Source organism: Hyphococcus sp., from assembly GCF_965228385.1.
Lineage (GTDB): Bacteria > Pseudomonadota > Alphaproteobacteria > Caulobacterales > Parvularculaceae > Hyphococcus.
The window spans coordinates 891,130-912,059 of record NZ_OZ245810.1 but is presented as its reverse complement, the minus strand read 5'-3'; the positions used below and the strand labels follow the sequence as shown (position 1 = coordinate 912,059).

At 59.1% G+C, this 20,930-nt stretch carries 21 protein-coding genes; 10 read left to right on the top strand and 11 right to left on the bottom strand.

All coding sequences use genetic code 11. From position 1 onward, the window contains the following. Positions 1-81: 81 nt before the first annotated feature. From gmk to fabD, 7 genes are all read right to left on the bottom strand, one after another. The gene (gene gmk / locus ACQK2Q_RS04200; RefSeq protein WP_425408493.1) at positions 82-726 is read right to left on the bottom strand and encodes a guanylate kinase; all 645 of its coding nucleotides are present in this window, start codon (positions 724-726) and stop codon (positions 82-84) included. 12 nt (positions 727-738) lie between these two features. Then, a complete protein-coding gene (locus tag ACQK2Q_RS04195) occupies positions 739-1,629 on the bottom strand; it encodes a YicC/YloC family endoribonuclease (RefSeq protein WP_425408492.1) in 891 nt (296 codons plus the stop codon). A gap of 4 nt (positions 1,630-1,633) precedes the next feature. After that, complete coding sequence (gene mltG / locus ACQK2Q_RS04190; RefSeq protein ID WP_425408491.1) at positions 1,634-2,683, bottom strand: endolytic transglycosylase MltG; 1,050 nt, start codon at positions 2,681-2,683, stop codon at positions 1,634-1,636. A gap of 44 nt (positions 2,684-2,727) precedes the next feature. Continuing rightward, positions 2,728-4,014, bottom strand: a complete 1,287-nt coding sequence (gene fabF, locus ACQK2Q_RS04185) for a beta-ketoacyl-ACP synthase II (RefSeq protein ID WP_425408490.1) — start codon at positions 4,012-4,014, stop codon at positions 2,728-2,730. A 133-nt stretch (positions 4,015-4,147) separates the two neighbouring features. Then, positions 4,148-4,384, bottom strand: a complete 237-nt coding sequence (locus ACQK2Q_RS04180; protein ID WP_425408489.1) for an acyl carrier protein — start codon at positions 4,382-4,384, stop codon at positions 4,148-4,150. 157 nt (positions 4,385-4,541) lie between these two features. Continuing rightward, a complete protein-coding gene (gene fabG, locus ACQK2Q_RS04175) occupies positions 4,542-5,279 on the bottom strand; it encodes a 3-oxoacyl-[acyl-carrier-protein] reductase (protein WP_425408488.1) in 738 nt (245 codons plus the stop codon). Between the two features lie 29 nt (positions 5,280-5,308). Next, complete coding sequence (fabD, locus tag ACQK2Q_RS04170; RefSeq protein WP_425408487.1) at positions 5,309-6,244, bottom strand: ACP S-malonyltransferase; 936 nt, start codon at positions 6,242-6,244, stop codon at positions 5,309-5,311. Between the two features lie 133 nt (positions 6,245-6,377). Between fabD and ACQK2Q_RS04165 the strand changes: the two genes are divergently transcribed. The 9 genes from ACQK2Q_RS04165 to ACQK2Q_RS04125 all read left to right on the top strand — a co-directional run bounded on the left by ACQK2Q_RS04165 (position 6,378) and on the right by ACQK2Q_RS04125 (position 14,807). After that, positions 6,378-7,397: a glycosyltransferase family 4 protein gene (locus ACQK2Q_RS04165; protein WP_425408486.1), complete on the top strand. Its 1,020-nt coding sequence runs from the start codon at positions 6,378-6,380 to the stop codon at positions 7,395-7,397. Positions 7,398-7,591: 194 nt separating this feature from the next. Then, positions 7,592-7,954 (top strand): 30S ribosomal protein S6, encoded by a 363-nt coding sequence (rpsF, locus tag ACQK2Q_RS04160; protein ID WP_425408485.1) that lies wholly within the window; start codon positions 7,592-7,594, stop codon positions 7,952-7,954. A 19-nt stretch (positions 7,955-7,973) separates the two neighbouring features. Continuing rightward, positions 7,974-8,198, top strand: coding sequence for a 30S ribosomal protein S18 (rpsR, locus tag ACQK2Q_RS04155; protein ID WP_425408484.1), 225 nt, complete (start codon positions 7,974-7,976; stop codon positions 8,196-8,198). A 6-nt stretch (positions 8,199-8,204) separates the two neighbouring features. Next, on the top strand, positions 8,205-8,831 hold the full coding sequence (gene rplI, locus ACQK2Q_RS04150) for a 50S ribosomal protein L9 (RefSeq protein WP_425408483.1): 627 nt from the start codon (positions 8,205-8,207) through the stop codon (positions 8,829-8,831). Between the two features lie 86 nt (positions 8,832-8,917). Next, a complete protein-coding gene (locus tag ACQK2Q_RS04145; RefSeq protein ID WP_425408482.1) occupies positions 8,918-10,402 on the top strand; it encodes a replicative DNA helicase in 1,485 nt (494 codons plus the stop codon). 55 nt (positions 10,403-10,457) lie between these two features. Then, entirely contained in the window at positions 10,458-11,540 is a 1,083-nt protein-coding gene (gene alr / locus ACQK2Q_RS04140) for an alanine racemase (RefSeq protein ID WP_425408481.1), read from the top strand. 22 nt (positions 11,541-11,562) lie between these two features. Continuing rightward, positions 11,563-12,336, top strand: coding sequence for an MlaE family ABC transporter permease (locus tag ACQK2Q_RS04135; RefSeq protein WP_425408480.1), 774 nt, complete (start codon positions 11,563-11,565; stop codon positions 12,334-12,336). Between the two features lie 4 nt (positions 12,337-12,340). After that, complete coding sequence (locus ACQK2Q_RS04130; protein WP_425408479.1) at positions 12,341-13,123, top strand: ABC transporter ATP-binding protein; 783 nt, start codon at positions 12,341-12,343, stop codon at positions 13,121-13,123. Positions 13,124-13,166: 43 nt separating this feature from the next. Beyond that, positions 13,167-14,807, top strand: coding sequence for an alpha-glucosidase (locus tag ACQK2Q_RS04125; RefSeq protein ID WP_425411118.1), 1,641 nt, complete (start codon positions 13,167-13,169; stop codon positions 14,805-14,807). 9 nt (positions 14,808-14,816) lie between these two features. Here the strand turns inward: ACQK2Q_RS04125 and guaA are convergent, their stop codons facing one another. Genes guaA through ACQK2Q_RS04105 form a run of 4 tightly spaced genes read right to left on the bottom strand, consistent with a single transcriptional unit; the run spans position 14,817 to position 20,060 of the window. Further along, on the bottom strand, positions 14,817-16,406 hold the full coding sequence (gene guaA, locus ACQK2Q_RS04120; protein ID WP_425408478.1) for a glutamine-hydrolyzing GMP synthase: 1,590 nt from the start codon (positions 16,404-16,406) through the stop codon (positions 14,817-14,819). Positions 16,407-16,414: 8 nt separating this feature from the next. Next, the gene (locus ACQK2Q_RS04115) at positions 16,415-17,779 is read right to left on the bottom strand and encodes an RsmB/NOP family class I SAM-dependent RNA methyltransferase (RefSeq protein ID WP_425408477.1); all 1,365 of its coding nucleotides are present in this window, start codon (positions 17,777-17,779) and stop codon (positions 16,415-16,417) included. Beyond that, entirely contained in the window at positions 17,779-19,254 is a 1,476-nt protein-coding gene (guaB, locus tag ACQK2Q_RS04110) for an IMP dehydrogenase (protein ID WP_425408476.1), read from the bottom strand. Before guaB ends, ACQK2Q_RS04115 begins: the two co-directional genes overlap by 1 nt. Further along, positions 19,251-20,060, bottom strand: coding sequence for an RlmE family RNA methyltransferase (locus tag ACQK2Q_RS04105; RefSeq protein WP_425408475.1), 810 nt, complete (start codon positions 20,058-20,060; stop codon positions 19,251-19,253). The genes guaB and ACQK2Q_RS04105 overlap by 4 nt, the downstream gene beginning before the upstream one ends. 128 nt (positions 20,061-20,188) lie before the next feature. Between ACQK2Q_RS04105 and ACQK2Q_RS04100 the strand changes: the two genes are divergently transcribed. Next, complete coding sequence (locus ACQK2Q_RS04100; protein ID WP_425408474.1) at positions 20,189-20,797, top strand: DUF937 domain-containing protein; 609 nt, start codon at positions 20,189-20,191, stop codon at positions 20,795-20,797. The last annotated feature ends 133 nt before the right edge of the window (positions 20,798-20,930 follow it).

Below are 20,930 nucleotides of genomic sequence, written 5' to 3'. Positions count from 1 at the left end.
GGGGGAAGCGCCCCGAAGGGGCGATGGGGGGTTGTCTGCACATCCTAGAAGACACCCCCTCCGTCTGCTACGCAGACACCTTCACCCGTCCCCGATCATATCCTTCACAATCGCGGCGAGGCCGATCTGGCGGCGGCGTTTGAGGCGTTCGGCGAAAAGGATCGAGCGCAGCAAGTCTTCCGACTCGTCGAGGTCGTAGTTGATGATGACATAGTCGTATTCCGCCCAGTGAGACATTTCCGCGTCGGCTTTCGCCATGCGTTTCTGCACGACGTCTTCCGGGTCTTGCGCGCGCTTGCGCAAGCGCTCCTCCAGCGCCGCGCGGGACGGCGGCAGAATAAAGACCTTGACCAGATCCTCGCCGGCGACTTCATCCAGCTGCTGCGCGCCCTGCCAGTCAATATCAAACAAGACATCCTTGCCCTGCCGCAGCGTGTCTTCAACAAGACTGCGCGGCGTGCCGTAATGATGACCGAACACATTCGCGGATTCCAGAAATTCGCCATTATCACGCATACGGACGAATTCGTCATCGGAGACAAAGAAATAATCCTTGCCATGCGCCTCGCCAGGCCGCCGCTTTCGCGTGGTGGCGGAAATAGAAAGGGTAAGCTCATCGTCTTTCGACAACAGCCTGTCCGCCAGCGTTGTTTTGCCGGCGCCGGACGGGCTGGACAGGATGAACATAAGGCCCCTGCGGGCGACTTTCAGATCTCCGCCTAACATGCCGTCTTGTGATTACTCCACATTCTGCACCTGCTCGCGCATCTGATCGATGACGCCTTTCAAATCGAGGCCGATGCGTTTCAAGTCCATATCTGACGCTTTCGAACAAAGCGTGTTCGCCTCGCGATTGAATTCCTGCGTCAGAAAATCAAGTTCGCGGCCCGCGGGCCCGGCCTTGTTCAACAGCGAGCGCGCCGCGCTCACATGGGTTTTCAGCCTGTCCAGCTCCTCGCGGACATCGGCTTTCACGGCCAGAAGCGCCGCCTCCTGCGCCAGCCGATCCTGCGGTACGGCGCTGTCAGCCAGCAGTTCTTTCAGTTGCGTTTCCAGCCGCGCTTTCAGCGCTGCGGGCGCAGACGCCGCATGCGCCGCCGCGGCGGCCGTGAGCGATTCAATCTCGTCAATCTGCGCCGTCAGCGTAGCGGCAAGTCCCCCGCCTTCGGCGCGCCGCGCGTCGATGAGTTTATCGAGTGCGCGCTCAAAAGACGAAAGCAATGCGGCGTGCAACGCCTCCCGGTCCGCCTCGTCTTCATCATGTTCCGCCAGTTCAACGACGCCTTTTATGGCGAGCACGCCTTCCGGTTGCGGCGGCGCGCATTTCATGTGCGCCTGTATATGTTCGATCATGGAAATCGCCTGGCGCAGCATTTTTTCGTTGACGGCGTATTGCGCTTCAGATTTTTCCGAATGGATGGAGAGTGTTGCGTTGAAGGCGCCGCGCGATAATTTTCCTTTCGCCGCCTTGCGCAAACCCGGATCAAGCGATTCATAGCCAGCCGGTATACGCACGCGCCATTCCAGTCCGCGGCTGTTGACCGTGCGCAACTCCCACACCCATCGCCAGGCGTCATGGGCGCCGTCCGCGCGCGCGAACCCTGTCATGGAAGAAAGCTGACCCGTCACTTGCCTAACCGTTCTCTTGTTCGGCCGCCCGCTGCTCGCGCTCGATCCGCCGCCAGGCGGCGACATTGCGATTGTGGTCGCGTAAGTTCGTTGCAAAAGCGTGCCCGCCATTTCCATCCGCCACGAAAAACAGATCTTCCGTATCCGCTGGATTGAGCACCGCCAGAATGGAGGCTTCGCCCGGATTGGCGATAGGCGTCGGCGGCAGGCCACTGATAACATAAGTGTTATAGGGCGTTTCGCCGCGCAATTCGCTAACCCGCAGGCCGCGCCCCAGTGGCTCGCCTTGCGTCAATCCGTAAATAATCGTCGGATCGGATTCGAGCCGCATGCCGCGCCTCAACCGGTTGACGAAAACCGCCGCGACGCGGTCTCGCTCTTCGGGAACGGCGGTTTCCTTTTCAACGATGGACGCCAATATGATCGCTTCATCCGGCGTTGCGAACGGCAACTCCGTCGCCCGCGCTTCCCATTGCGCTTCAATAAGCTGATCTTGCGCGTTCATCATCCTGCGTATAATGCCATCACGCGTATCGCCGCGATGAAAGGCGTAGGTTTCAGGCAGTAATTCGCCCTCGCCGGGTTCTATCGTGATATCGCCCGTCAAAATTTCGTTTGCATTCAGTCCACGGAGAATTTGCGCCGTCGTCAGCCCTTCGGCCGCCGTAAAATAGTGCAGGATCGTTTTCCCCTCGATCAACTGATCGATAATTTCCATCACGCTGGACGACGCAGGGATTTCATATTCGCCGGCTTTCAGCGAACCCTGCTCTCGCCGCAGCCTGACGGCGGCGATAAACAGCTCGGCGTGTTCGATAACGCCGGCCGACTTCAAGACATCGGCGATCGACGAAACGGAACTGCCGGATTGAAGAAGGACGATTTTGTCGTTTTCGAAGGGGCCCGGCGCATGCGCCATGCGATAACCGAAATAACCGCCCGCGGCGAGCGCGAGAACCGAGAGCAGCGCCAGAACGGCGATAAACGACAGGAATGATTTCAGCGCGCCGCCGCATTGCGCGCGCCGCCGGTTACTCGCCTTGATGAACGCCATGCCCTCTAATTCTCCGCCAGCCGCAATTCCGAATCCCGGAGAGCTTAGCCGTCTACGCGCCGCATCACCAGAGACGCGTTTGTCCCGCCAAATCCGAAGGAATTGGAAAGCGCCACATTGATCGGCATTTCAACGGCCTTGTTCGGGGCCAGATTGATCGGCGTTTCCACGGAGGGATTATCGAGATTCAGCGTTGGCGGCGCTATCCCGTCGCGCATGGCGAGCAGACAGAAAATCGCTTCCACCGCCCCGGCGGCGCCAAGCAAATGCCCGATAGCCGATTTTGTTGACGACATGACGAGGTTTTCCGCCGCGCCGCCGAAAAGCCGCTCGATGGCGCGCAATTCGATCTCGTCGCCGCGCGGCGTAGAGGTGCCGTGCGCGTTAATGTAATTGATTTCATTGGGATCGAGCCCAGCGCGCTTCAACGCCATTTTCATTGAACGAAAACCGCCGTCGCCGTCCTCCGCCGGAGCGGTGATGTGATAGGCGTCGCCCGAAAGCCCGTAACCGATAATTTCGCCGTAAATCTTTGCGCCCCGCGCCTTGGCGCGCTCATATTCTTCGAGGACGACAAAACCCGCCCCCTCGCCCATGACAAACCCGTCACGGTCCTTGTCATAGGGACGCGACGCGCGTTTCGGATCGTCATTGAAATGCGTCGACAGCGCCTTGCACGAAGCAAAGCCTGCAATGCCGATGGGACAGATCGCGGCTTCCGCGCCGCCCGCCACCATGACATCCGCGTCATCGAGCGCAATCAACCGCGCCGCGTCGCCAATGGCGTGCGCGCCAGAGGAACACGCCGTCACAACAGCATGGTTCGGACCTTTCAGCCCCAGGCGGATGGAAACCTGGCCGGAGACCAGATTAATCAGATTGCCGGTGATGAAAAACGGCGAAACGCGACGCGGGCCTTTTTCCTGCAGGACAAGAACTTCATCTTCGATACCGCTGAGCCCGCCAATGCCGGAACCGGTCATGACCCCGGCGCGCTCGCTCTCTTCGGGCGTTTTCAACTCAATGCCGGCGTCGTCAAACGCCATTTGCGCCGCTGCGATACCGTAAAGAATGAAGTCGTTTATCCGGCGCTGCTCGCGCGGCTCCACCCAGTCGTCCGGGTTGAAGGCGGCGTCGCCAGCTTCCGCGCCGCCGCGTGAACCGTCGCTGCGCGGCACTGAGCAGGCAATGGTGCACGCCATGCCGGATGCATCGAACTGTTCGATCTGGCCTGCGCCGGACTCGCCGGCGACAAGACGGCGCCAGACAGGCTCGATCCCGGCGCCAAGCGGCGAGACGACGCCCATTCCCGTTACAACTACTCGACGCATGCCTACATCCTCCGTCCACCGATAAACCGGGTTTCGAAAGACCGGGCGGCGCCTGTTTCGCAAATCAGGAAAGCAAACAAACGGCGCCGCCGGAGGTTCATGACGCCCGGCGGCTCGTCAACGCAAAAAAGCGCTAGCTCTTTTGCTCTTCGATAAATTTGATTGCGTCGCCGACAGTTTGAATCGTCTCGGCGGCGTCGTCGGGAATTTCAACGTCAAATTCTTCTTCGAACGCCATAACAAGTTCAACAATATCGAGACTGTCCGCGCCAAGGTCGTCGATGAAGCTCGCTTTCGGCTCGACTTTGGCCGGGTCCACATCGAGATGTTCGACGACAATTTTCTTAACGCGTTCTGCAAGATCAGACATTCAACGCTCCTTCGGTGTCTTACGGGTTTCTTACGCTTTCTAACGGGTTCGCGACTATCGCGGCGGACCGGCCCGAAAAGCGCCTTTCCAGGGCGGGGATTACGGCATATTGCGCATTGTTGCAACGCCAAAACCAACGCATTTGAAGGCTTCGGGCTTATATCATCGCCATGCCGCCATTTACATGGATGGTCTGGCCGGTCACATACCGCGCTTCTTCGGATGCAAGGTACAATGCTGCGGCTGCGATATCTTCCGGCGCGCCCATGGCGCCGGCGGGAATTTTGCCCAGAATAGTTTCCTTTTGCTGGTCATTGAGCGCATCGGTCATCGCCGTTGCAATAAATCCCGGCGCTATACAGTTTACAGTGACATTACGGCTCGCGACTTCCTGCGCCAGTGATTTGGACATGCCGATCATGCCGGCTTTCGACGCGGCGTAATTCGCCTGTCCCGGATTTCCGGTAACGCCGACAATCGAAACAACGCCGATAATCCGTCCGAAACGCTGCTTTGTCATGCCGCGAAGCGATGCTTTCGCCAGCCGGAAATACGCAGTGAGATTAATTTTCAGCACCTCGTCCCACATATCCGGCTTCATCATCATCATCAGATTGTCGCGCGTCACGCCGGCGTTTGAGATAACAATATCAAGCCCGCCCATGGCTTCGCTGGCCTGTTTGGGCAAAGCGTCAACAGCATCAAGATCGGAAAGATTACATGGCGTAACATGCACGCGGTCTTTCAGACCCTCGGCCAGTTCATCGAGCTTTTCCTTGCGCGTGCCGGACACAGCGACGCTGGCGCCTTGTTCGTGCAGCGCTTTCGCCACAGCCGCGCCGATACCGCCGGATGCGCCGGTGACAAGCGCTCTCTTCCCTGAAAAATCAAACATGAAGCCTTCCTTGTTCTACCGTTAGGTTCTTACGCCTTTAAAAACACATCGATATCGCCCGGCTCGCCGACATTCAGGATCGAGGCATCTTTTGCGATGCGCTTAACAAGACCGCTCAGGACTTTGCCGGCCCCGATTTCAACAAACTGATCGCAACCCTCGCCCGCCATATAGGAAACGCTTTCTGTCCAGCGAACCCTGCTGGTCACCTGCTTGACGAGCAACGTGCGAATATCGCCCGGCTTGACGCATTCACCCGCGGTGACATTGGCGATGAGGGTCGCCGCCGGCGATTTTATGTCGGCGTTCTCCAAAGCCTCGGCCATGCGATCGGCGGCCGGTTGCATCAACGACGAATGAAACGGCGCGGAGACAGGCAGCAATTTGGCGATTTTCGCGCCATGTTCCTTGGCGCCGGCGCAGACCGCCTCAACGCGTTCCTTCTCGCCGGAAATCACAACTTGTCCCGGCGCATTGTCATTGGCGATTTCGCAAACGCCCTTGCCAGGCGCTGCATCGATGGCGTTTTGCGCGCCTGCCAGATCGACGCCGATGAGCGCCGCCATGGCGCCTTTGCCGACCGGAACCGCCGCCTGCATCGCCTCGCCGCGAATCCGCAACAGTCTCGCCGTGTCCGATAGCGATATCGCTCTCGCCGCGCAAAGAGCGGAATATTCGCCGAGAGAGTGCCCGGCCACATACATCGCGTTTGCTATATCCGCGCCGGCTTCGTTTTCCAGAACGCGCATAACCGCAATCGAATGCGCCATCAGGGCGGGCTGCGTATTGGCCGTCAGCGTCAATTCCTCAATCGGCCCTTCGCGCATCAATTTGAAAAGCTTCTGGCCGAGCGCGTCGTCGACTTCCTGAAAAACCTCGCGGGCGGCGGGAAAAGCATCGGCGAGACCGGCGCCCATACCGACGGCCTGACTGCCTTGTCCGGGAAAAATATATGCACGCGCCATAGTGCGGCCGTCTCCTCAATGGTCAGAAGGAGCGGGCATAGCCGCGCTGAACCGCAAGGGCAAGAAGCCTGGCGGAAACTATCGCGCTAACGCGCAAACGCGCTAATACAGGCGCACAATCGAGCAGGATAAGATGTCTAAACGCCCACCGATCAGCATCGCCACCATATCTGACAACCCGGACCCGAACTGGGCCTGGCTGCGCGATGTCGTCGGCCCGGATTTCACTATATCCGGGCGTGCGCTTGACTGGCGCTCGTTTTCGCTTGCGGATTTATCAGGGAAAAAAAACGGCGTTACGCGTTTTCAGGGCGCGCGGAAACTGGCTGCAGCGAAAGAGTCCTTCGATCTGATCGTCTCGCACGGGCCGTGGGCGAGCGCCTGGACGGCCATGGCCGGCGGACGGCGCGGCGAGAAACACCTCGCCTATTCCTTTAACTTTACCGATCTGCCGTCAGGCGCGCGTAAAACCCTCATGGGCGCCGCCTTCAGGAAGATAGACGCCTTTGCTGTTTTTACCGATGCAGAACAAAGCCTTTACGCCGATTATTTCGGGCTCGAGCGAAGCAAATTCCTGCGCGCCCCCTGGGGCGTCGCGCCGCCGATTAGCGCGCCTGTCGCGCACCCTGCTAGCGGCGATTATTTCGCTGCGCTCGGCGGCGAAGCCAGAGATTACGCGCTCTTGTGCGAGACTGCGCAGCGATGCCCGGATATTCATTTCGTCGCGGTTGCGCGGCCGCATAATTTCGACGGACTTGAACCGCCGCAAAACATGAGGGTGCTTTTTGACCTTCCCTTCGACGAGGCGTGGTCGGTCATATGGCATGCAAAAGCCGCCCTTATTCCATTACGCAGCCGGGATACGCCATGCGGTCTTGTCACGCTTGTGGGCGCCATGCACCTCGGAAAGGCGCAGATCGTCACCGACGCAGCCGGCGTATCGGAATATATCCGCGACGGCGAAACGGGCCTGTTGACGCCGGCCGGCGACGCTGACGCCATGGCGCAGGCCGTCAAGCGACTAGCCGATAAACCGGCGCTCGCCGCATCGCTCGGAGACGCCGCAAGAGCCTATGCGGGCCGACATTGCAGCGAGGCGGAAACAGTCCGGTTTTTCAAGTCGTTGATGGAAGACTGGTTTGGCGAAGGTTGAGCGCTTTTCGCGCTTGCAAAAGCTTGGCTTCTCCGTTACATCCCCCGGCTTCACGAGCGATGGTCGTGAGGCGCCTGAACGTACGCTTTCAGGTTCAAAGGATGGTCCTTTAGCTTCTCGAGCCGCAGGCCGCCCGGAGATCGCCAGCTCTGATCTTCGAAGGTCTCCATCGCCTATAGTCAGGAGCTGGCTTCATGCCGCTATACGAGCACATATTTATTGCGCGTCAGGATATTTCTCCGGCGCAAGTTGAAGGGTTGACCGAGACCCTCGCTAAAGTCGTCACCGACAATGGCGGAAAGATTGAAAAGTCCGAATATTGGGGTCTTCGCAATCTCCAGTACAAGATCAACAAGAACCGCAAAGGCCATTACAGCCTGTTCAATATCGACGGTCCCGCCGAGGCGGTGCACGAGCTTGAGCGCCAGGAAAAAATCAATGACGACGTGCTGCGCATGCTCACCGTCAAGGTTGAAGAACTGGATGACGAACCCTCGCCCGTCCTGTCGCGCCGCGACCGCAACGACAAGGGCGACCGCGGCGATCGCCGCCGTTAAGCGTTGAAAGGAATTTAAAATGGCCAAACCGTTTTTCAGACGCCGCAAAACCTGTCCTTTCTCCGGCGACGATGCGCCGAAGATCGATTACAAGGACCCGAAACTGCTGCAGCGTTTTATTTCCGAGCGCGGCAAGATTGTGCCGTCCCGGATCTCCGCCGTTTCACATAAAAAGCAACGCGAACTCGCCCGCGCCATCAAGCGCGCCCGGGTTATCGCCTTGCTTCCATACGTTTCGGAGTAAGACATCATGGAAGTCATCCTCCTAGAACGCGTAGAAAATCTCGGCCAGATGGGCGATGTCGTCAAAGTCCGTCCCGGCTACGCGCGCAATTTTCTCTTGCCGCAGCACAAGGCGCTGCGCGCGAACGATAACAACAAAAAAGTATTCGAGGCGCAGCGCGCCGATCTGGAAGCGCGCAACCTCGAACGCAAAAAAGAAGCGGAAGCCGTCGCCAAAAAAGTCGATGGCGAGTCTTTTGTTATCATTCGTCAATCATCGGAAATGGGCGTCCTTTACGGCTCCGTTACCACACGCGATATCGCCGACGCCGCTTCTGAAAGCGGCGTTAAAATTGAACGTGCGCAGGTGCGTCTCGACAAGCCTTTAAAATCGCTTGGCGTTTTCCCGGTACGGGTTAAACTTCATGCAGAAGTCGATGCGACTATCAGCGTTAATATCGCGCGCTCCGAAGATGAAGCCGAACGCCAGGCGCGCGGTGAAAACGTACTGGTCAATCAGGAAGACGAAGCCGCGGAAGAAGAAACGGCTGACGCCGCGCCTGAGTTTTTCGATGAAGGCGCAGGCGACGCCGTCGAAGACGCAGGCGACAGCGACAAAGGCGACAGCGAGAGCGACGATAAAAAGACTGACTAGTTTACGTTACGTTTTCCCGTTGCAGGGGAAAAATAGAAGCGCCGGCTGACTGTTCAGCCGGCGCTTTTTTTGTTTTAACATCCGACATGGCGGACGGCGCAAATCCAGGTTCATCAATTCATCAAGGTACGGAGGAAAAACTCCCCGTCAGCCTCGACGCAGAACAGGCGATCCTCGGCGCTGTCCTGTTTGACAATGAAATTTTTTATCGCATTTCGCTGTTCCTGAAAGCGGAACATTTTTTCGATCCCGTTCACCAGATTATTTTTGAAGCCAGCGGCGACCTCATCAATTCGGGACGCCTCGCCTCGCCCGTAACCATCGACACCTATCTCGCCAAGGCGCAAGGTTATCTTGATGCGGGCGGCAAAACCTATCTGGAACAACTGGCGGCGAATGTGCCGTCCACCGCCGGCGCTTCGGACTATGCCAGGATTGTTTTCGATCTTTCTGTTTGCCGCGGCCTCATGTCCATCGGATCGGAAATGTTCGACCGGGCCAAGGTGGCCACGCTTGACGATCATCCCGGACAACAATTGCAGGATGCTGAGCAGGCGCTCTACAAGCTGGCCGAAACCGGAAAATACGGCGGCGGTTTTAAAACGTTCCGCTCCGCCATTACTGAAGCGATCGAGCTTGCAAACGCGGCGGTGAAGCGCGACGGCGGTCTTGCCGGCGTTTCCACGGGCCTGCGTGATTTCGACCGCATGCTGGGCGGGTTGCACCCTTCCGATCTGATTATTCTCGCCGGGCGCCCTTCCATGGGCAAAACATCGCTGGCGACAAACGTCGCCGTGAACGCTGCGAAAGCGTACAAAACTGAAAAACAACCCGACGGCACGCTGAAAACTGTTGACGGCGCCATAGTCGGCTTCTTCTCGCTTGAGATGTCGGCCGAGCAACTGGCGACGCGCATCATTTCCGAGTTCGCGGAAGTGCCGTCGGAAAAAATTCGCCGCGGCGAGGTGGATCAGGAACAGTTTGACAAGATTTATCACGCCGCGCGAGAGCTGGAAAAGCTGCCGCTCTATATCGACGATACCGGCGGTCTTTCCATCGCGCAGCTTGCGGCGCGCGCCCGGCGCCTGAAACGGCAGCACGGACTGGATCTTCTGGTCGTCGACTATTTGCAGCTTCTGACCGGATCGGGGCGCCGCAATGACGGTCGCGTGCAGGAGATTACAGAAATCAGTCAGGGCCTGAAGGCGCTCGCGAAAGAACTTGAAGTTCCCATCGTCGCTCTTTCGCAGCTCTCGCGGCAGGTGGAATCTCGCGATGACAAGCGCCCGCAACTGGCGGACCTTCGTGAATCCGGTTCGATTGAGCAGGATGCGGACGTCGTTTTATTCGTGTTTCGCGAAAAATATTACCTAAGCCGCGCAGAGCCGCGCGAAGGCACCGAAGAGCACGCCAAATGGATGTCGCGGCTCGATGAAGTCGGCGACACGGCCGAGGTCATTATCGGCAAGCAGCGTCATGGGCCCATCGGCAAGGTCGATCTGCATTTTGAAGAGAAATTCACCAAGTTCTCGGATCTCGCCAACGATATGTACACCGGTTACGGCGGGTAAGGCGCAAGGCGGCTGTCTCTTTTCCGCGACTGAAAACGCGCTTATGGCTACGCCTATGAGCGATATGCGCCAATCCATCAGCGACGGGCCCTGGGTCGAAATCGACCTGTCGGCGTTGTGCGCCAATTACGCGATGATCCGCAGCGCGGCGTCACGCGCGGCGATGTCCGCCGTCGTTAAATGCGACGCCTACGGTCTCGGCATGGCGCCGGTGGCCCGCACGCTTTTCGAACGGGAAAAATGCCGGACATTTTTCGTCGTCTACCCTGAAGAAGGCGCGGCGCTGCGCGCGCAACTGCAAAACACTGACCCGGTTATCTATGTTTTTGACGGGCCGCGCGAAAACACGCTGGCGCTTTTCGAACAATACAGTTTAGCGCCGACTCTCAACTGTCTCGCCGAAGCGCAGCTATGGCAGAACCGGATGGGCGGCGCGCCCGCCGGGCTGCATATCGACACCGGCATGAACCGGCGCGGCGCGTCGCTTTATGAAATTCCGGCGATCGCCGGACTTGGGCTCAATATCGCCATGGTGATGAGCCACCTTGCCTGCGCATCCGAACCTGCGCATCCGAAAAATGAAACACAGCGCGATGTCTTCGCTGAAGCGGCGGCGCATTTTCCTGGCGCGCAAGTAAGCCTTTCCGCTTCCGCCGGCGCACTCATGGACGACAAATTCCATTTCGATCTGGTTCGTCCCGGCATCGCCCTTTACGGCGGTTCGCCCTTCGAAGCGGACGATGACCGCATCCAGCCAGTCGCGGCCCTGAAAGCGCCGGTCGTGCAATTACGCGACATCAAAAAAGGCGAAACGGTCGGCTATGGCGCGACTTTTACGGCGACGCGGCCAAGCCGCATCGCAACGCTCGCCATCGGCTATGGCGACGGTTTTCCGCGCGCCGGCGCCGGCAAGGCGCAAGCCGTCATCAACGGCGAACGCGCGCCGATTGTCGGGCGAGTTTCCATGGATTACATCACAATCGATGTGACAGCGCTGAAAAATCCGCCGCAACTTAATGATATAGCGGAGATTTTCGGCCCCGCGCTAAGTCTTTACGAAGCCGCCGCCAACTGCGGTATGGTGCCATATGATTTGCTGACAGGGCTTGGCGGACGAATTGATCGCCGCTACGTCTAGATATTCCTCAGGGGGGAATTGAATGAATCCATTCGCCTTAACCGGAAGCGTCGCCATCGACGCGGTGCGCGAAACCGGCCGCATGGCCGATTTTGGCGCGCGCGGCGCTATGGCGTGGGTGACCGGTCCCTTTTACTGGCGGGCTTTTTTTGCATCGCTTGTCAGGATTGGCTTTGCGTCGCTTCCCGTTGTGGGGCTGACGGCGATTTTCACTGGCGGCGCGTTGGCGCTGAATATTTATGACGGCAGCCTGCGATTTAATGCGGAGACATTTCTGCCGCAAATTCTGGGCGTTTCTATTGTGCGCGAACTCGGCCCCGTGCTCGCCGCCTTGATGGTCGCCGGGCGCTGCTCCTCAGCGATGGCGGCGGAGATCGGGACCATGCGCGTAACTGAACAGATTGACGCCATGTCGACGCTCGCCGTCGATCCGTTCAAATATCTGATTGCGCCGCGCATCCTTGCAACAACGCTCGCCCTGCCGATCCTCGTATTGATCGCGGATATCATCGGCGTTTACGGCGGCTATCTCGTGGCGGTTTACGCGCTTGATTTTTCAGGGCCGATTTTCGTCACAAACATCGCCGAGTTTCTGGAAAACCGCGATGTTTACAGCGGCCTTATCAAAGCGGCGGTGTTCGGCTTCCTGATTTCCGTCATGGGCTGTTATTATGGATACGCAAGCCGCGGGGGCGCGCAAGGCGTCGGCGCCGCCACGCGCACCGCAGTCGTTGCATCGGCGGTCGCCGTTCTTGCATCCAACTATTTCATGACATCGCTGCTTGTGAAAGTTTAAAACCATGAAGCGCGATGACGAAAAGAAAATATCGGTTCGCGGTCTTTATAAGGCGTTTGAATCCAAACCCGTGCTTCGCGGCATCGACCTTGACGTTAAAAAAGGCCGTTCGCTCGTTGTCATCGGCGGCTCCGGCACCGGCAAGTCGGTCCTGTTAAAATGCATGCTTGGCACATTGCGGCCCGACAAGGGCGTTATTGAAGTCGACGGACGCAACATCGCTAGGCATAGCGACGGCGACCGGCGTCACATGACGGGACAGACAGGCATGCTGTTTCAGGGCGCCGCGCTTTTCGACAGTTTATCCGTATGGGAAAATATCGCTTTCAGATTGATCTACGCCGAAAAAAAATCCCGGAAAACCGCGCGCGAAAAAGCGATCGACTGTCTGGCGCAAGTCGGCCTTGCGCCTGAGGTCGGCAATCTGCAACCGGCCGCTCTTTCCGGCGGCATGCAAAAACGGGTTTCCCTGGCCCGCGCGATCGCCTCGGACCCGCAGATCCTGTTTTTCGATGAACCGACAACGGGGCTCGATCCGATCATGGCGGATGTTATCAACAATCTGATCGTGGAGCGGGTAAAGGCATTAGGGGCCACTGCAGTTTCCATCACACACGATATGGCGTCGGCCCGGAAAATCGCCGACGAGATCGCGATGCTCTATCAGGGGCGCATTATCTGGCGCGGTAAACCGGAAGAGATGGAAAACTCAGGCAACCCGATGGTCGATCAATTCGTGCATGGCCGCGCCGAAGGTCCAATACAGATGACCCTGCGGCGGTCTTGAAAACAGCACGCCGCTTGCAAAACCGGGGTAGGTGAAAAAAGTGTTGTCTGCCAGCAAAGCGGAATGGTGGCGCGGCGCCGTCATCTATCAGATTTACCCGCGCAGTTTTCTCGATACGAATGCGGACGGCGTCGGCGACCTGAAAGGCGTGTTCGCCGCTCTCGATTACATCGCGGACCTTGGCGTCGATGGCGTCTGGTTATCGCCGTTTTTCACTTCTCCCATGAAAGACTTCGGCTATGACGTCGCTGACTATTGCGATGTCGACCCTGTTTTCGGGGTGTTGTCCGATTTCGACGCCGTTCTTGGAAAAGCGCGCCAGCTGGGTCTTAAAATTATAATAGACCAGGTCTACTCGCACACTTCCGACGCCCATCCCTGGTTTCAGGAGAGTCGTCAAAACAAACACAACCCGAAAGCCGACTGGTATGTCTGGGCCGATCCACAACCCGACGGGTCGCCGCCGACGAACTGGCAGTCCGTATTCGGCGGCGGCGCTTGGGCGTGGGACAGCCGGCGGCGGCAATATTACCTGCATAACTTTCTGGCGTCGCAACCCGATCTGAACCTGCATAATGACGCCGTACAAAACGCCCTCCTGAACGTCGCGCGCTTCTGGCTGGATCGCGGCGTGGACGGATTCCGCCTCGACGCGCTGAATTTTGCAATGCATGACCCGAAATTGCGGGATAATCCGCCGGCGCCCGTCACTGATAAACCGCCCGAGCGGCCTTTCGATTATCAACGGCATCTCTACAATCGCTCGCACCCCGACATTCCTTTATTTCTTGAACGTCTGAGGACTGTGACGGAAGAATACGAAGGCGTATTCACTGTTGCAGAAGTTGTCGGTCCAGAACCTCTTGCAGAAATGAAAGCGTTCACCGAAGGCAATGCGCGATTGCACTCCGCCTATAATTTCACTTTTCTGTATGCAGACCAGTTAACAGCCAAATTAACGATCGACGCTGTGGGCGCATGGGGCGATAACCCGAATGAAGGGTGGCCTTCTTGGGCTTTCTCAAATCATGATGCGCCCCGCGTTGTCAGCCGCTGGACTGATGGCGCGCAAGCATCACAGGCCGCGAAACTTTTCGCCATGATTTTATTGAGCCTGCGCGGCAATGCGTTTTTGTATCAGGGCGAAGAATTGGGGCTGCCGCAAGCAGACGTGCCGTTTGCGTTACTGCAGGATCCGGAAGCTATTGCAAACTGGCCGCTGACCCTTGGCCGCGACGGCGCCCGCACGCCCATGCCCTGGCGCAGCGAAGTTCCAAACGCCGGTTTTTCTGAGAGCGCGCCATGGCTGCCCGTAGACCCCGGACATGCGGCGCTTTCAGTTGAGACTCAAAAAACGGACCCGAACTCCGTTCTGCATTTCGTGCGTCAGATCATTGCGCTGCGCAAACGCCGGCCGGAGTTACGCCTCGGAGACATTCAATTCATCGAGAACGCGGATGGATTGCTGGCGTACTACAGAACACTGCAAGACAAACGTGCATTGTGCGTTTTTAATATCACCGAAAAGCAAGTGCGGTGGTCTCCACCGCTTAACGACCGGTTTTCTGTGATAGCGCAGGCCGACGCAGCGCCGCAAGACAACGGCCCGCCGAGCACGCTGGCGCCATATTCAGGCTATCTCGCCATCGCTGATAAGAAAACAATTACCAATACGAAGAATTGAAGCGCCGGCCTATTCCCACTCGATCGTACCCGGCGGTTTCGACGTTACGTCGTATACGACGCGATTGACGCCGCGCACTTCGTTGATGATGCGCGTGGCGCATGCGCTTAAAAATTCATGGCTGTATGGATAATAATCCGCGGTCATCCCATCTGTGGACGTGACCGCGCGCAAGGCGAGCACATGATCGTAAGTGCGCTCATCGCCCATGACGCCAACCGTGCGCACCGGGAGCAAGACAGCGAAAGCCTGCCATATGGCGTCGTAAAGACCGGCTTTGCGGATTTCATCCAGATAGATGGCGTCCGCCTTGCGCAAAATCTCCGCCTTTTCTTTCGTCACCTCGCCCGGAATGCGGATCGCGAGGCCGGGACCGGGGAACGGATGGCGTCCGACAAAATGGTCCGGCAAGCCAAGCTCGTGGCCAAGCGCCCTCACCTCATCCTTGAAAAGTTCGCGTAAAGGTTCGACCAGCTTCAAATTCATCCGCTCAGGCAGGCCGCCCACATTGTGATGCGACTTGATCGTGACTGACGGGCCGCCGTCGAACGATACGCTTTCGATGACATCCGGATAGAGCGTCCCTTGTGCCAGGAATTCGGCGTTCTCAATCTTGCCGGCTTCTTCGTCAAACACATCGATAAAGGTCGCGCCTATGATCTTGCGTTTCTTCTCCGGATCGTCGACCCCGGCGAGCTTGCCCAGAAACAACTCTTCCGCCTCAACGTGAACAAGCGGAATGTTGTAGCTGTCGCGAAAGAGGCGAACGACTTCTTCCCCCTCGCCGGCGCGCATGAGCCCCGTGTCCACAAAAACGCATGTGAGCTGCTCGCCGATGGCTTCGTGGATCAACACGGCGGCGACGGAGGAATCAACGCCGCCCGAAAGACCGCAGATGACGCGCGCTTCGCCCACCTGTTTCCTGATTTGCGCTATCGCCTCTTCGCGAAACGCCGCCATGGTCCAGTCGCCGGAAAGCCCGGCGATATTAGCGACAAAGTTTTTTAGGAGTTTCGCGCCGTCCGGCGTGTGCACCACTTCCGGGTGAAACTGTACGCCGTAAATGCGGCGCGTCTCGTCAGCGATGGCGGCGAAGGGCGCGCCGTCGGATTTTGCGATGATTTCAAAGCCGGGTGGTATTTCGTTTACGCGGTCGCCGTGGCTCATCCACACCTGATGGCGCGAGCCTTTCTCCCACACGCCGTCAAAGAGCGGGCTTTCTTTCACAACGTCAATATGCGCGCGGCCGAATTCGCGATGGTCGGAACGCTCCACGTCGCCGCCAAGCTGGGCGCAGATGACTTGCTCGCCATAGCAGATGCCAAGCACCGGAACGCCATAGTCGAAGATTTCAGCCGCCGCGCGCGGAGAGGCGTCCAGTTTCACGCTTGCGGGTCCGCCGGACAGAATGACGGCCTTTGGCGAGAATGCGTCCAGAAATGCGCTATCGACCCTGTTGAACGGATGGATTTCGCAATAAACGCCCGCCTCGCGAAGGCGCCGCGCAATAAGCTGGGTCACCTGACTGCCAAAATCGACAATCAGCGCGCGTTCATGATGATCGGCGGCGTGAATTTGGTCGTGCGGATCGAGTGTCATGCGTTTCCTTAACCGGTTCTCTCAAGAGTCGCGACAAAAAATCCGTCGGCGCGCAGTTTATCGGGCGTGATGCGAATGGCGCCGCCGGATGTGCGGCAAGTCTCAAGCGTTTCGCGTCCGGCGCGCGTCAGCAAGCCGGACGACTCAATGGCGTCGAGCGCCGGCGTCTGAAAATACTCGCTGTTCTCACGCAGAAACGCCGCAAGGCGGTCCTCGTTCTCCTCCATGAGGAACGAGCATGTAACCCACACCATCCGTCCGCCCGGTTTGACATAACCGGCCGCCTCGCGCAGCACCTGATCCTGTTCATTCATGCGTGTTTGCAACTGCTTTTCTGTCAGCCGCCATTTGGTGTCCGGATGACGCCGCCAGGTTCCGGCGCCGGAACAGGGCGCATCGACAAAAACGACGTCCATTTTACCGGCGAGATCGTCCAGCCTCTCGCCGCCGGCCGGCGAGCGTATCTGCAGATTGCGCACGCCTGCCCGCTTGGCGCGCGCATAGAGCGGTTTTAAACGGCGCGGGTCGCGATCATAGGCGTAAAGCTGCCCGGTATTTTCCATCATCGCCGCGAGCGCCAGGGTCTTGCCGCCGCCGCCTGCGCAATAGTCGAGTACCTGCGCGCCCTTGATATCGCCCGCCGCCGCTGCGGCGATCTGGCTGCCCAGATCCTGCACCTCGACCCAACCTTTGTTGAAGGCCGGTATCACTGTAACGCCCGGCGCTTTTTCGCTGGGATCAGGCGCCGCGATGCGGGCCGCCGCCGTCAGTACAGGTACGGTTTCGGCCTTCACGGTCTTGAGCGCCGCCAGCGTCTTTTCCGGCGTCGCTTTCAGCGTGTTGATGCGCAGATCGATATCGGCGCGCTCGGCGAATGCGGCCATAATGGCGGCGACGTTATCACCGAAGACACGCTCTATTTGCGGCGCCAGCCATTCCGGATAATCGCCCGCCACATGGGGCCTGGCGAGGGCGACGGCGCACTCTTCGGCGCGCACGTCTTCCGCGCCGCAGGGCGAAGAGGAAAACACCTCCGCATCGCCCAGCGCAAGCGTCTCATCATGGCTTAGCCGCCCGGGCCCATGCGGTTCTTCGCCCGCCGCATCAGCAATTTCATCGGCGGGTTTCGCCCATAAAAACCGCAACGCCCCTAGCGCCAGCGCACGGGGCGACTCATCGCCCATTTTCGCAGCAAGAGAGTTCCGCTTGCGGAGCGCATCGAGACAAAGCCCCGATATCCAGGCGCGGTCCTTCGCCCCGGCGTAGCGGTTATTGCGCGACCAGTCGGCGATCGCCGTTTTCAGCGGCACGCGGCGGCGTTCGAAGTCTTCGAGAATTTCAATGGCGGCCGAAAGGCGTCCGGATAACCGCATCAGCTCTGCGTCGGATAGTTCGGCGCCTCGCGGGTGATGGCGACGTCATGGACGTGGCTTTCTTTCAAGCCCGCGCCGGTGATCTTCACGAATTTCGCGCGCTTTTGCATCTCGGCGATGCTCGGCGCGCCCACATAGCCCATGGACGCTCTGACGCCGCCCACAAGCTGATGCAGGATCGGCCCGATGGCGCCCTTGTACGGTATGCGCCCCTCAATGCCCTCCGGCACGAGCTTCATCTGCTCCGTCACATCGGCCTGAAAATACCGGTCAGCCGAGCCGCGCGCCATGGCGGTGATCGAGCCCATGCCGCGATAGGATTTGTAAGAACGCCCCTGATAGAGGAAAACCTCTCCCGGCGCCTCGTCCGTACCCGCCAGAAGCGAACCAATCATTACCGTATCGGCGCCGGCGGCGAGAGCCTTTGCGATATCGCCGGAAAATTTCACGCCGCCATCCGCGATAATCGGCACGCCGGCCTCGCGCCCTGCGCGCGCCGCGTCCATCACCGCGGTCAGTTGCGGCACGCCGACCCCGGCGACGATGCGCGTCGTGCAGATCGAACCCGGCCCGATGCCGACCTTGATCGCGTCGGCGCCGGCGTCCGCCAGCGCTTTGGCGGCGTCATAGGTGGCGACATTCCCCGCGATCACCTGCGTTGCATTGGACGCGCGTTTGACCCGCTCCACCTGCTCGACAACTTTTGACGAGTGACCGTGCGCCGTATCGATAACGATGACATCGCAGCCCGCGCCGATCAGCCGTTCAATCCGCGCGAACCCGTCATCCCCGACGGACGACGCCGCCGCCACGCGTAAGCGCCCCTCGGCGTCCTTCGAGGCGAAGGGAAATTTCTGCGCCTTTTCCATGTCCTTGACGGTGATAAGACCGATACAGCGATAGTCCTCATCGACCACGACGACGCGCTCAATCCGGCGCTTGTGGCAAAGCTCGCGCACTTCATCCTGCGTGGCGCCGGGCGTGACGGTGACAAGATCGACAGACGTCATCAGATCGCGCACCGGCTGGTCGAGATTGCGCGCAAAACGCATATCGCGATTAGTCAGAACGCCGACGAGTTTGCCGACGCCGTTGGCGTCAGGGTTTTCCACCACCGGAAAACCGGAAATGCTTTTTTCCAGCATGATCTGCTGCGCCGTCGCCAGCGTTTCGTCCGGCGTCAGGGTCAGCGGGTTGACCACCATGCCGCTTTCAAAGCGTTTTACGCGGCGCACATGCTCGGCCTGCTCTTCAATGGAGAGGTTTCGGTGGAGAACGCCGATGCCGCCCGCCTGCGCCATGGCGATGGCCATCTCCGCTTCGGTCACGGTGTCCATTGCCGACGACAGGATCGGTATGGCCAGCGTAATCTCGCGCGTCAGCCGCGCTTTGACGTCCACCCCGCTCGGCATCACTTCCGATGGACCGGGCTCAAGCAATACGTCGTCGAATGTCAGCGCTTCACGGATATTCATTCCGCCTTCTCCGTTTTTCTAAACCCCGTCGCCACCACATATTTCTCCGCCGAGTCCGAACGCGAGGCTTTCGGCTTGGCGTGTTTGACCGTTTCGAAATTCTGCTTGAGACGCGTCAGCAAATCGCCCTCGGCGCCGCCGGCGAATACCTTGCAGACGAACGCGCCGCCGGGCGCCAGCACGTCTTCCGCGAAATCGAGCGCGGCTTCGGCGAGCGCAATGATGCGCAAATGATCCGTGGACCGATGGCCCGTTGTCGGCGCCGCCATGTCGGACAGGACCACATCCGCGCCGCCGCCGAGCATCTCTTTCAGCTTTTCCGGCGCGGCGTCATCAAGAAAATCCATTTCCAGAACGTCAGCGCCCGCCACCGCCGGCATGGCGAGATAATCGATGCCGACAACCTTGCCTTTCGCGCCGACTTTCTTGGCGGCGACCTGGCACCAGCCGCCCGGCGCGCAGCCGAGATCGACAATGCGCGCGCCCGGCTTCAGCAGCGCGAATTTTTCGTCGAGTTCGATCAGCTTGTAGGCGGCGCGAGAGCGATAGCCCTCCGCCTTCGCCTTCCTGACATAAGGGTCGTTGAGCTGGCGCTTCAGCCAGAGCGTTGAGCCATATTCGCGGCGCTTGGCGGTTTTCACATGGACATTGAGTTCGCGGTTGGCCGCCTCGCCCTTTTTCGGGGCGTCTTTTTTACGACTGCGCTTTTCAGGTTCCTTGCCGAGCGCCGTCGACGCGATATTGCTCTTTTTCGCGCGTTTTCGCCGTTTTGCGGGCGGTTTCGATGAGGAAGTGCGTCGCTCCATGGGCCTTCATAGCGGAGTCATCGCCGCTTTCAACCCCGCTGCAGGCGCGCGCACGCATGGCGGGAACCCAAGCGCCCGCGCGGTGTTCGGCTTAATATCTAACAACCACCCATGACAGGATGTTCGCCATGTCGCTTTCCGGCCATTTCATCCACCGCGCCGTCGCCAACGCAGCGCACCAGACCGCTCTTCGATTTGGCGTTGAAAGGTCTATCGCAGCGAAGCTGACGCCGGTCACTGTAGGGTTAATTCTCTTCGCGCTTCGCCGGAACACCGCCGCGCCGCTCGGCGCCGCCGGCCTCTCTTTCGCGCTGAACCAGTTCCGCGAAGACCTCTTGGCGGACAAAAAGCGGCTGGGCGCGGCCGATATTCGCGCACGCGGCGAGCGCGTTTTCAGAAAAGTTTTCGGCGGACGCTCCAGCCGCGCGGTCACCGCCATCGCCGATCTGGCGGAAATCGATCCGCGAAACGCGGCGTCGATCCTGGCCATTTCCACCGCGGCTGTTGTCTCCGCCCTTGCGAAGACGCGGCGGGATCTGAATTTATCCAACAGCCAGACCGCAGGCGTTCTGATTTCAGAGGCGGCGATGGTGGAAAACACCGATCCCGAAATATTGCAGCAGGTGCGCGATTGGGTTTTCGAGCCGCCGCTAGTGATCCGCTGGCTGAAGGGTACGGCGACAGGAACCGAAAGGCGCAACAAGGAGCGCCCCCGCACCGCGCCCGCCGCCGCATAACCTGACGCGACATCAAGATACGGCCTTCCTTAGTCTGATTAGAAATTACGCACCACTTTCCTACGGTCTATATCTGCATTCGCCGCCGCACGGAGATTTGATGCGGTTGCATTTTGGCCTTATGGTTCCCCTT

Coding starts and splice junctions, on each gene's coding strand:
- ACQK2Q_RS04135 (WP_425408480.1), top strand. CDS start 11,563: ATGAATCCATTCGCCTTAACCGGAAGCGTCGCCATCGACGCGGTGCGC.
- rpsF (WP_425408485.1), top strand. CDS start 7,592: ATGCCGCTATACGAGCACATATTTATTGCGCGTCAGGATATTTCTCCG.
- ACQK2Q_RS04165 (WP_425408486.1), top strand. CDS start 6,378: ATGTCTAAACGCCCACCGATCAGCATCGCCACCATATCTGACAACCCG.
- rpsR (WP_425408484.1), top strand. CDS start 7,974: ATGGCCAAACCGTTTTTCAGACGCCGCAAAACCTGTCCTTTCTCCGGC.
- guaB (WP_425408476.1), bottom strand. CDS start 19,254: ATGAATATCCGTGAAGCGCTGACATTCGACGACGTATTGCTTGAGCCC.
- fabG (WP_425408488.1), bottom strand. CDS start 5,279: ATGTTTGATTTTTCAGGGAAGAGAGCGCTTGTCACCGGCGCATCCGGC.
- alr (WP_425408481.1), top strand. CDS start 10,458: ATGAGCGATATGCGCCAATCCATCAGCGACGGGCCCTGGGTCGAAATC.
- ACQK2Q_RS04100 (WP_425408474.1), top strand. CDS start 20,189: ATGTCGCTTTCCGGCCATTTCATCCACCGCGCCGTCGCCAACGCAGCG.
- ACQK2Q_RS04115 (WP_425408477.1), bottom strand. CDS start 17,779: ATGCGGTTATCCGGACGCCTTTCGGCCGCCATTGAAATTCTCGAAGAC.
- ACQK2Q_RS04145 (WP_425408482.1), top strand. CDS start 8,918: ATGGCGGACGGCGCAAATCCAGGTTCATCAATTCATCAAGGTACGGAG.
- rplI (WP_425408483.1), top strand. CDS start 8,205: ATGGAAGTCATCCTCCTAGAACGCGTAGAAAATCTCGGCCAGATGGGC.
- ACQK2Q_RS04105 (WP_425408475.1), bottom strand. CDS start 20,060: ATGGAGCGACGCACTTCCTCATCGAAACCGCCCGCAAAACGGCGAAAA.
- fabD (WP_425408487.1), bottom strand. CDS start 6,244: ATGGCGCGTGCATATATTTTTCCCGGACAAGGCAGTCAGGCCGTCGGT.
- guaA (WP_425408478.1), bottom strand. CDS start 16,406: ATGACACTCGATCCGCACGACCAAATTCACGCCGCCGATCATCATGAA.
- mltG (WP_425408491.1), bottom strand. CDS start 2,683: ATGGCGTTCATCAAGGCGAGTAACCGGCGGCGCGCGCAATGCGGCGGC.
- ACQK2Q_RS04180 (WP_425408489.1), bottom strand. CDS start 4,384: ATGTCTGATCTTGCAGAACGCGTTAAGAAAATTGTCGTCGAACATCTC.
- fabF (WP_425408490.1), bottom strand. CDS start 4,014: ATGCGTCGAGTAGTTGTAACGGGAATGGGCGTCGTCTCGCCGCTTGGC.
- gmk (WP_425408493.1), bottom strand. CDS start 726: ATGTTAGGCGGAGATCTGAAAGTCGCCCGCAGGGGCCTTATGTTCATC.
- ACQK2Q_RS04130 (WP_425408479.1), top strand. CDS start 12,341: ATGAAGCGCGATGACGAAAAGAAAATATCGGTTCGCGGTCTTTATAAG.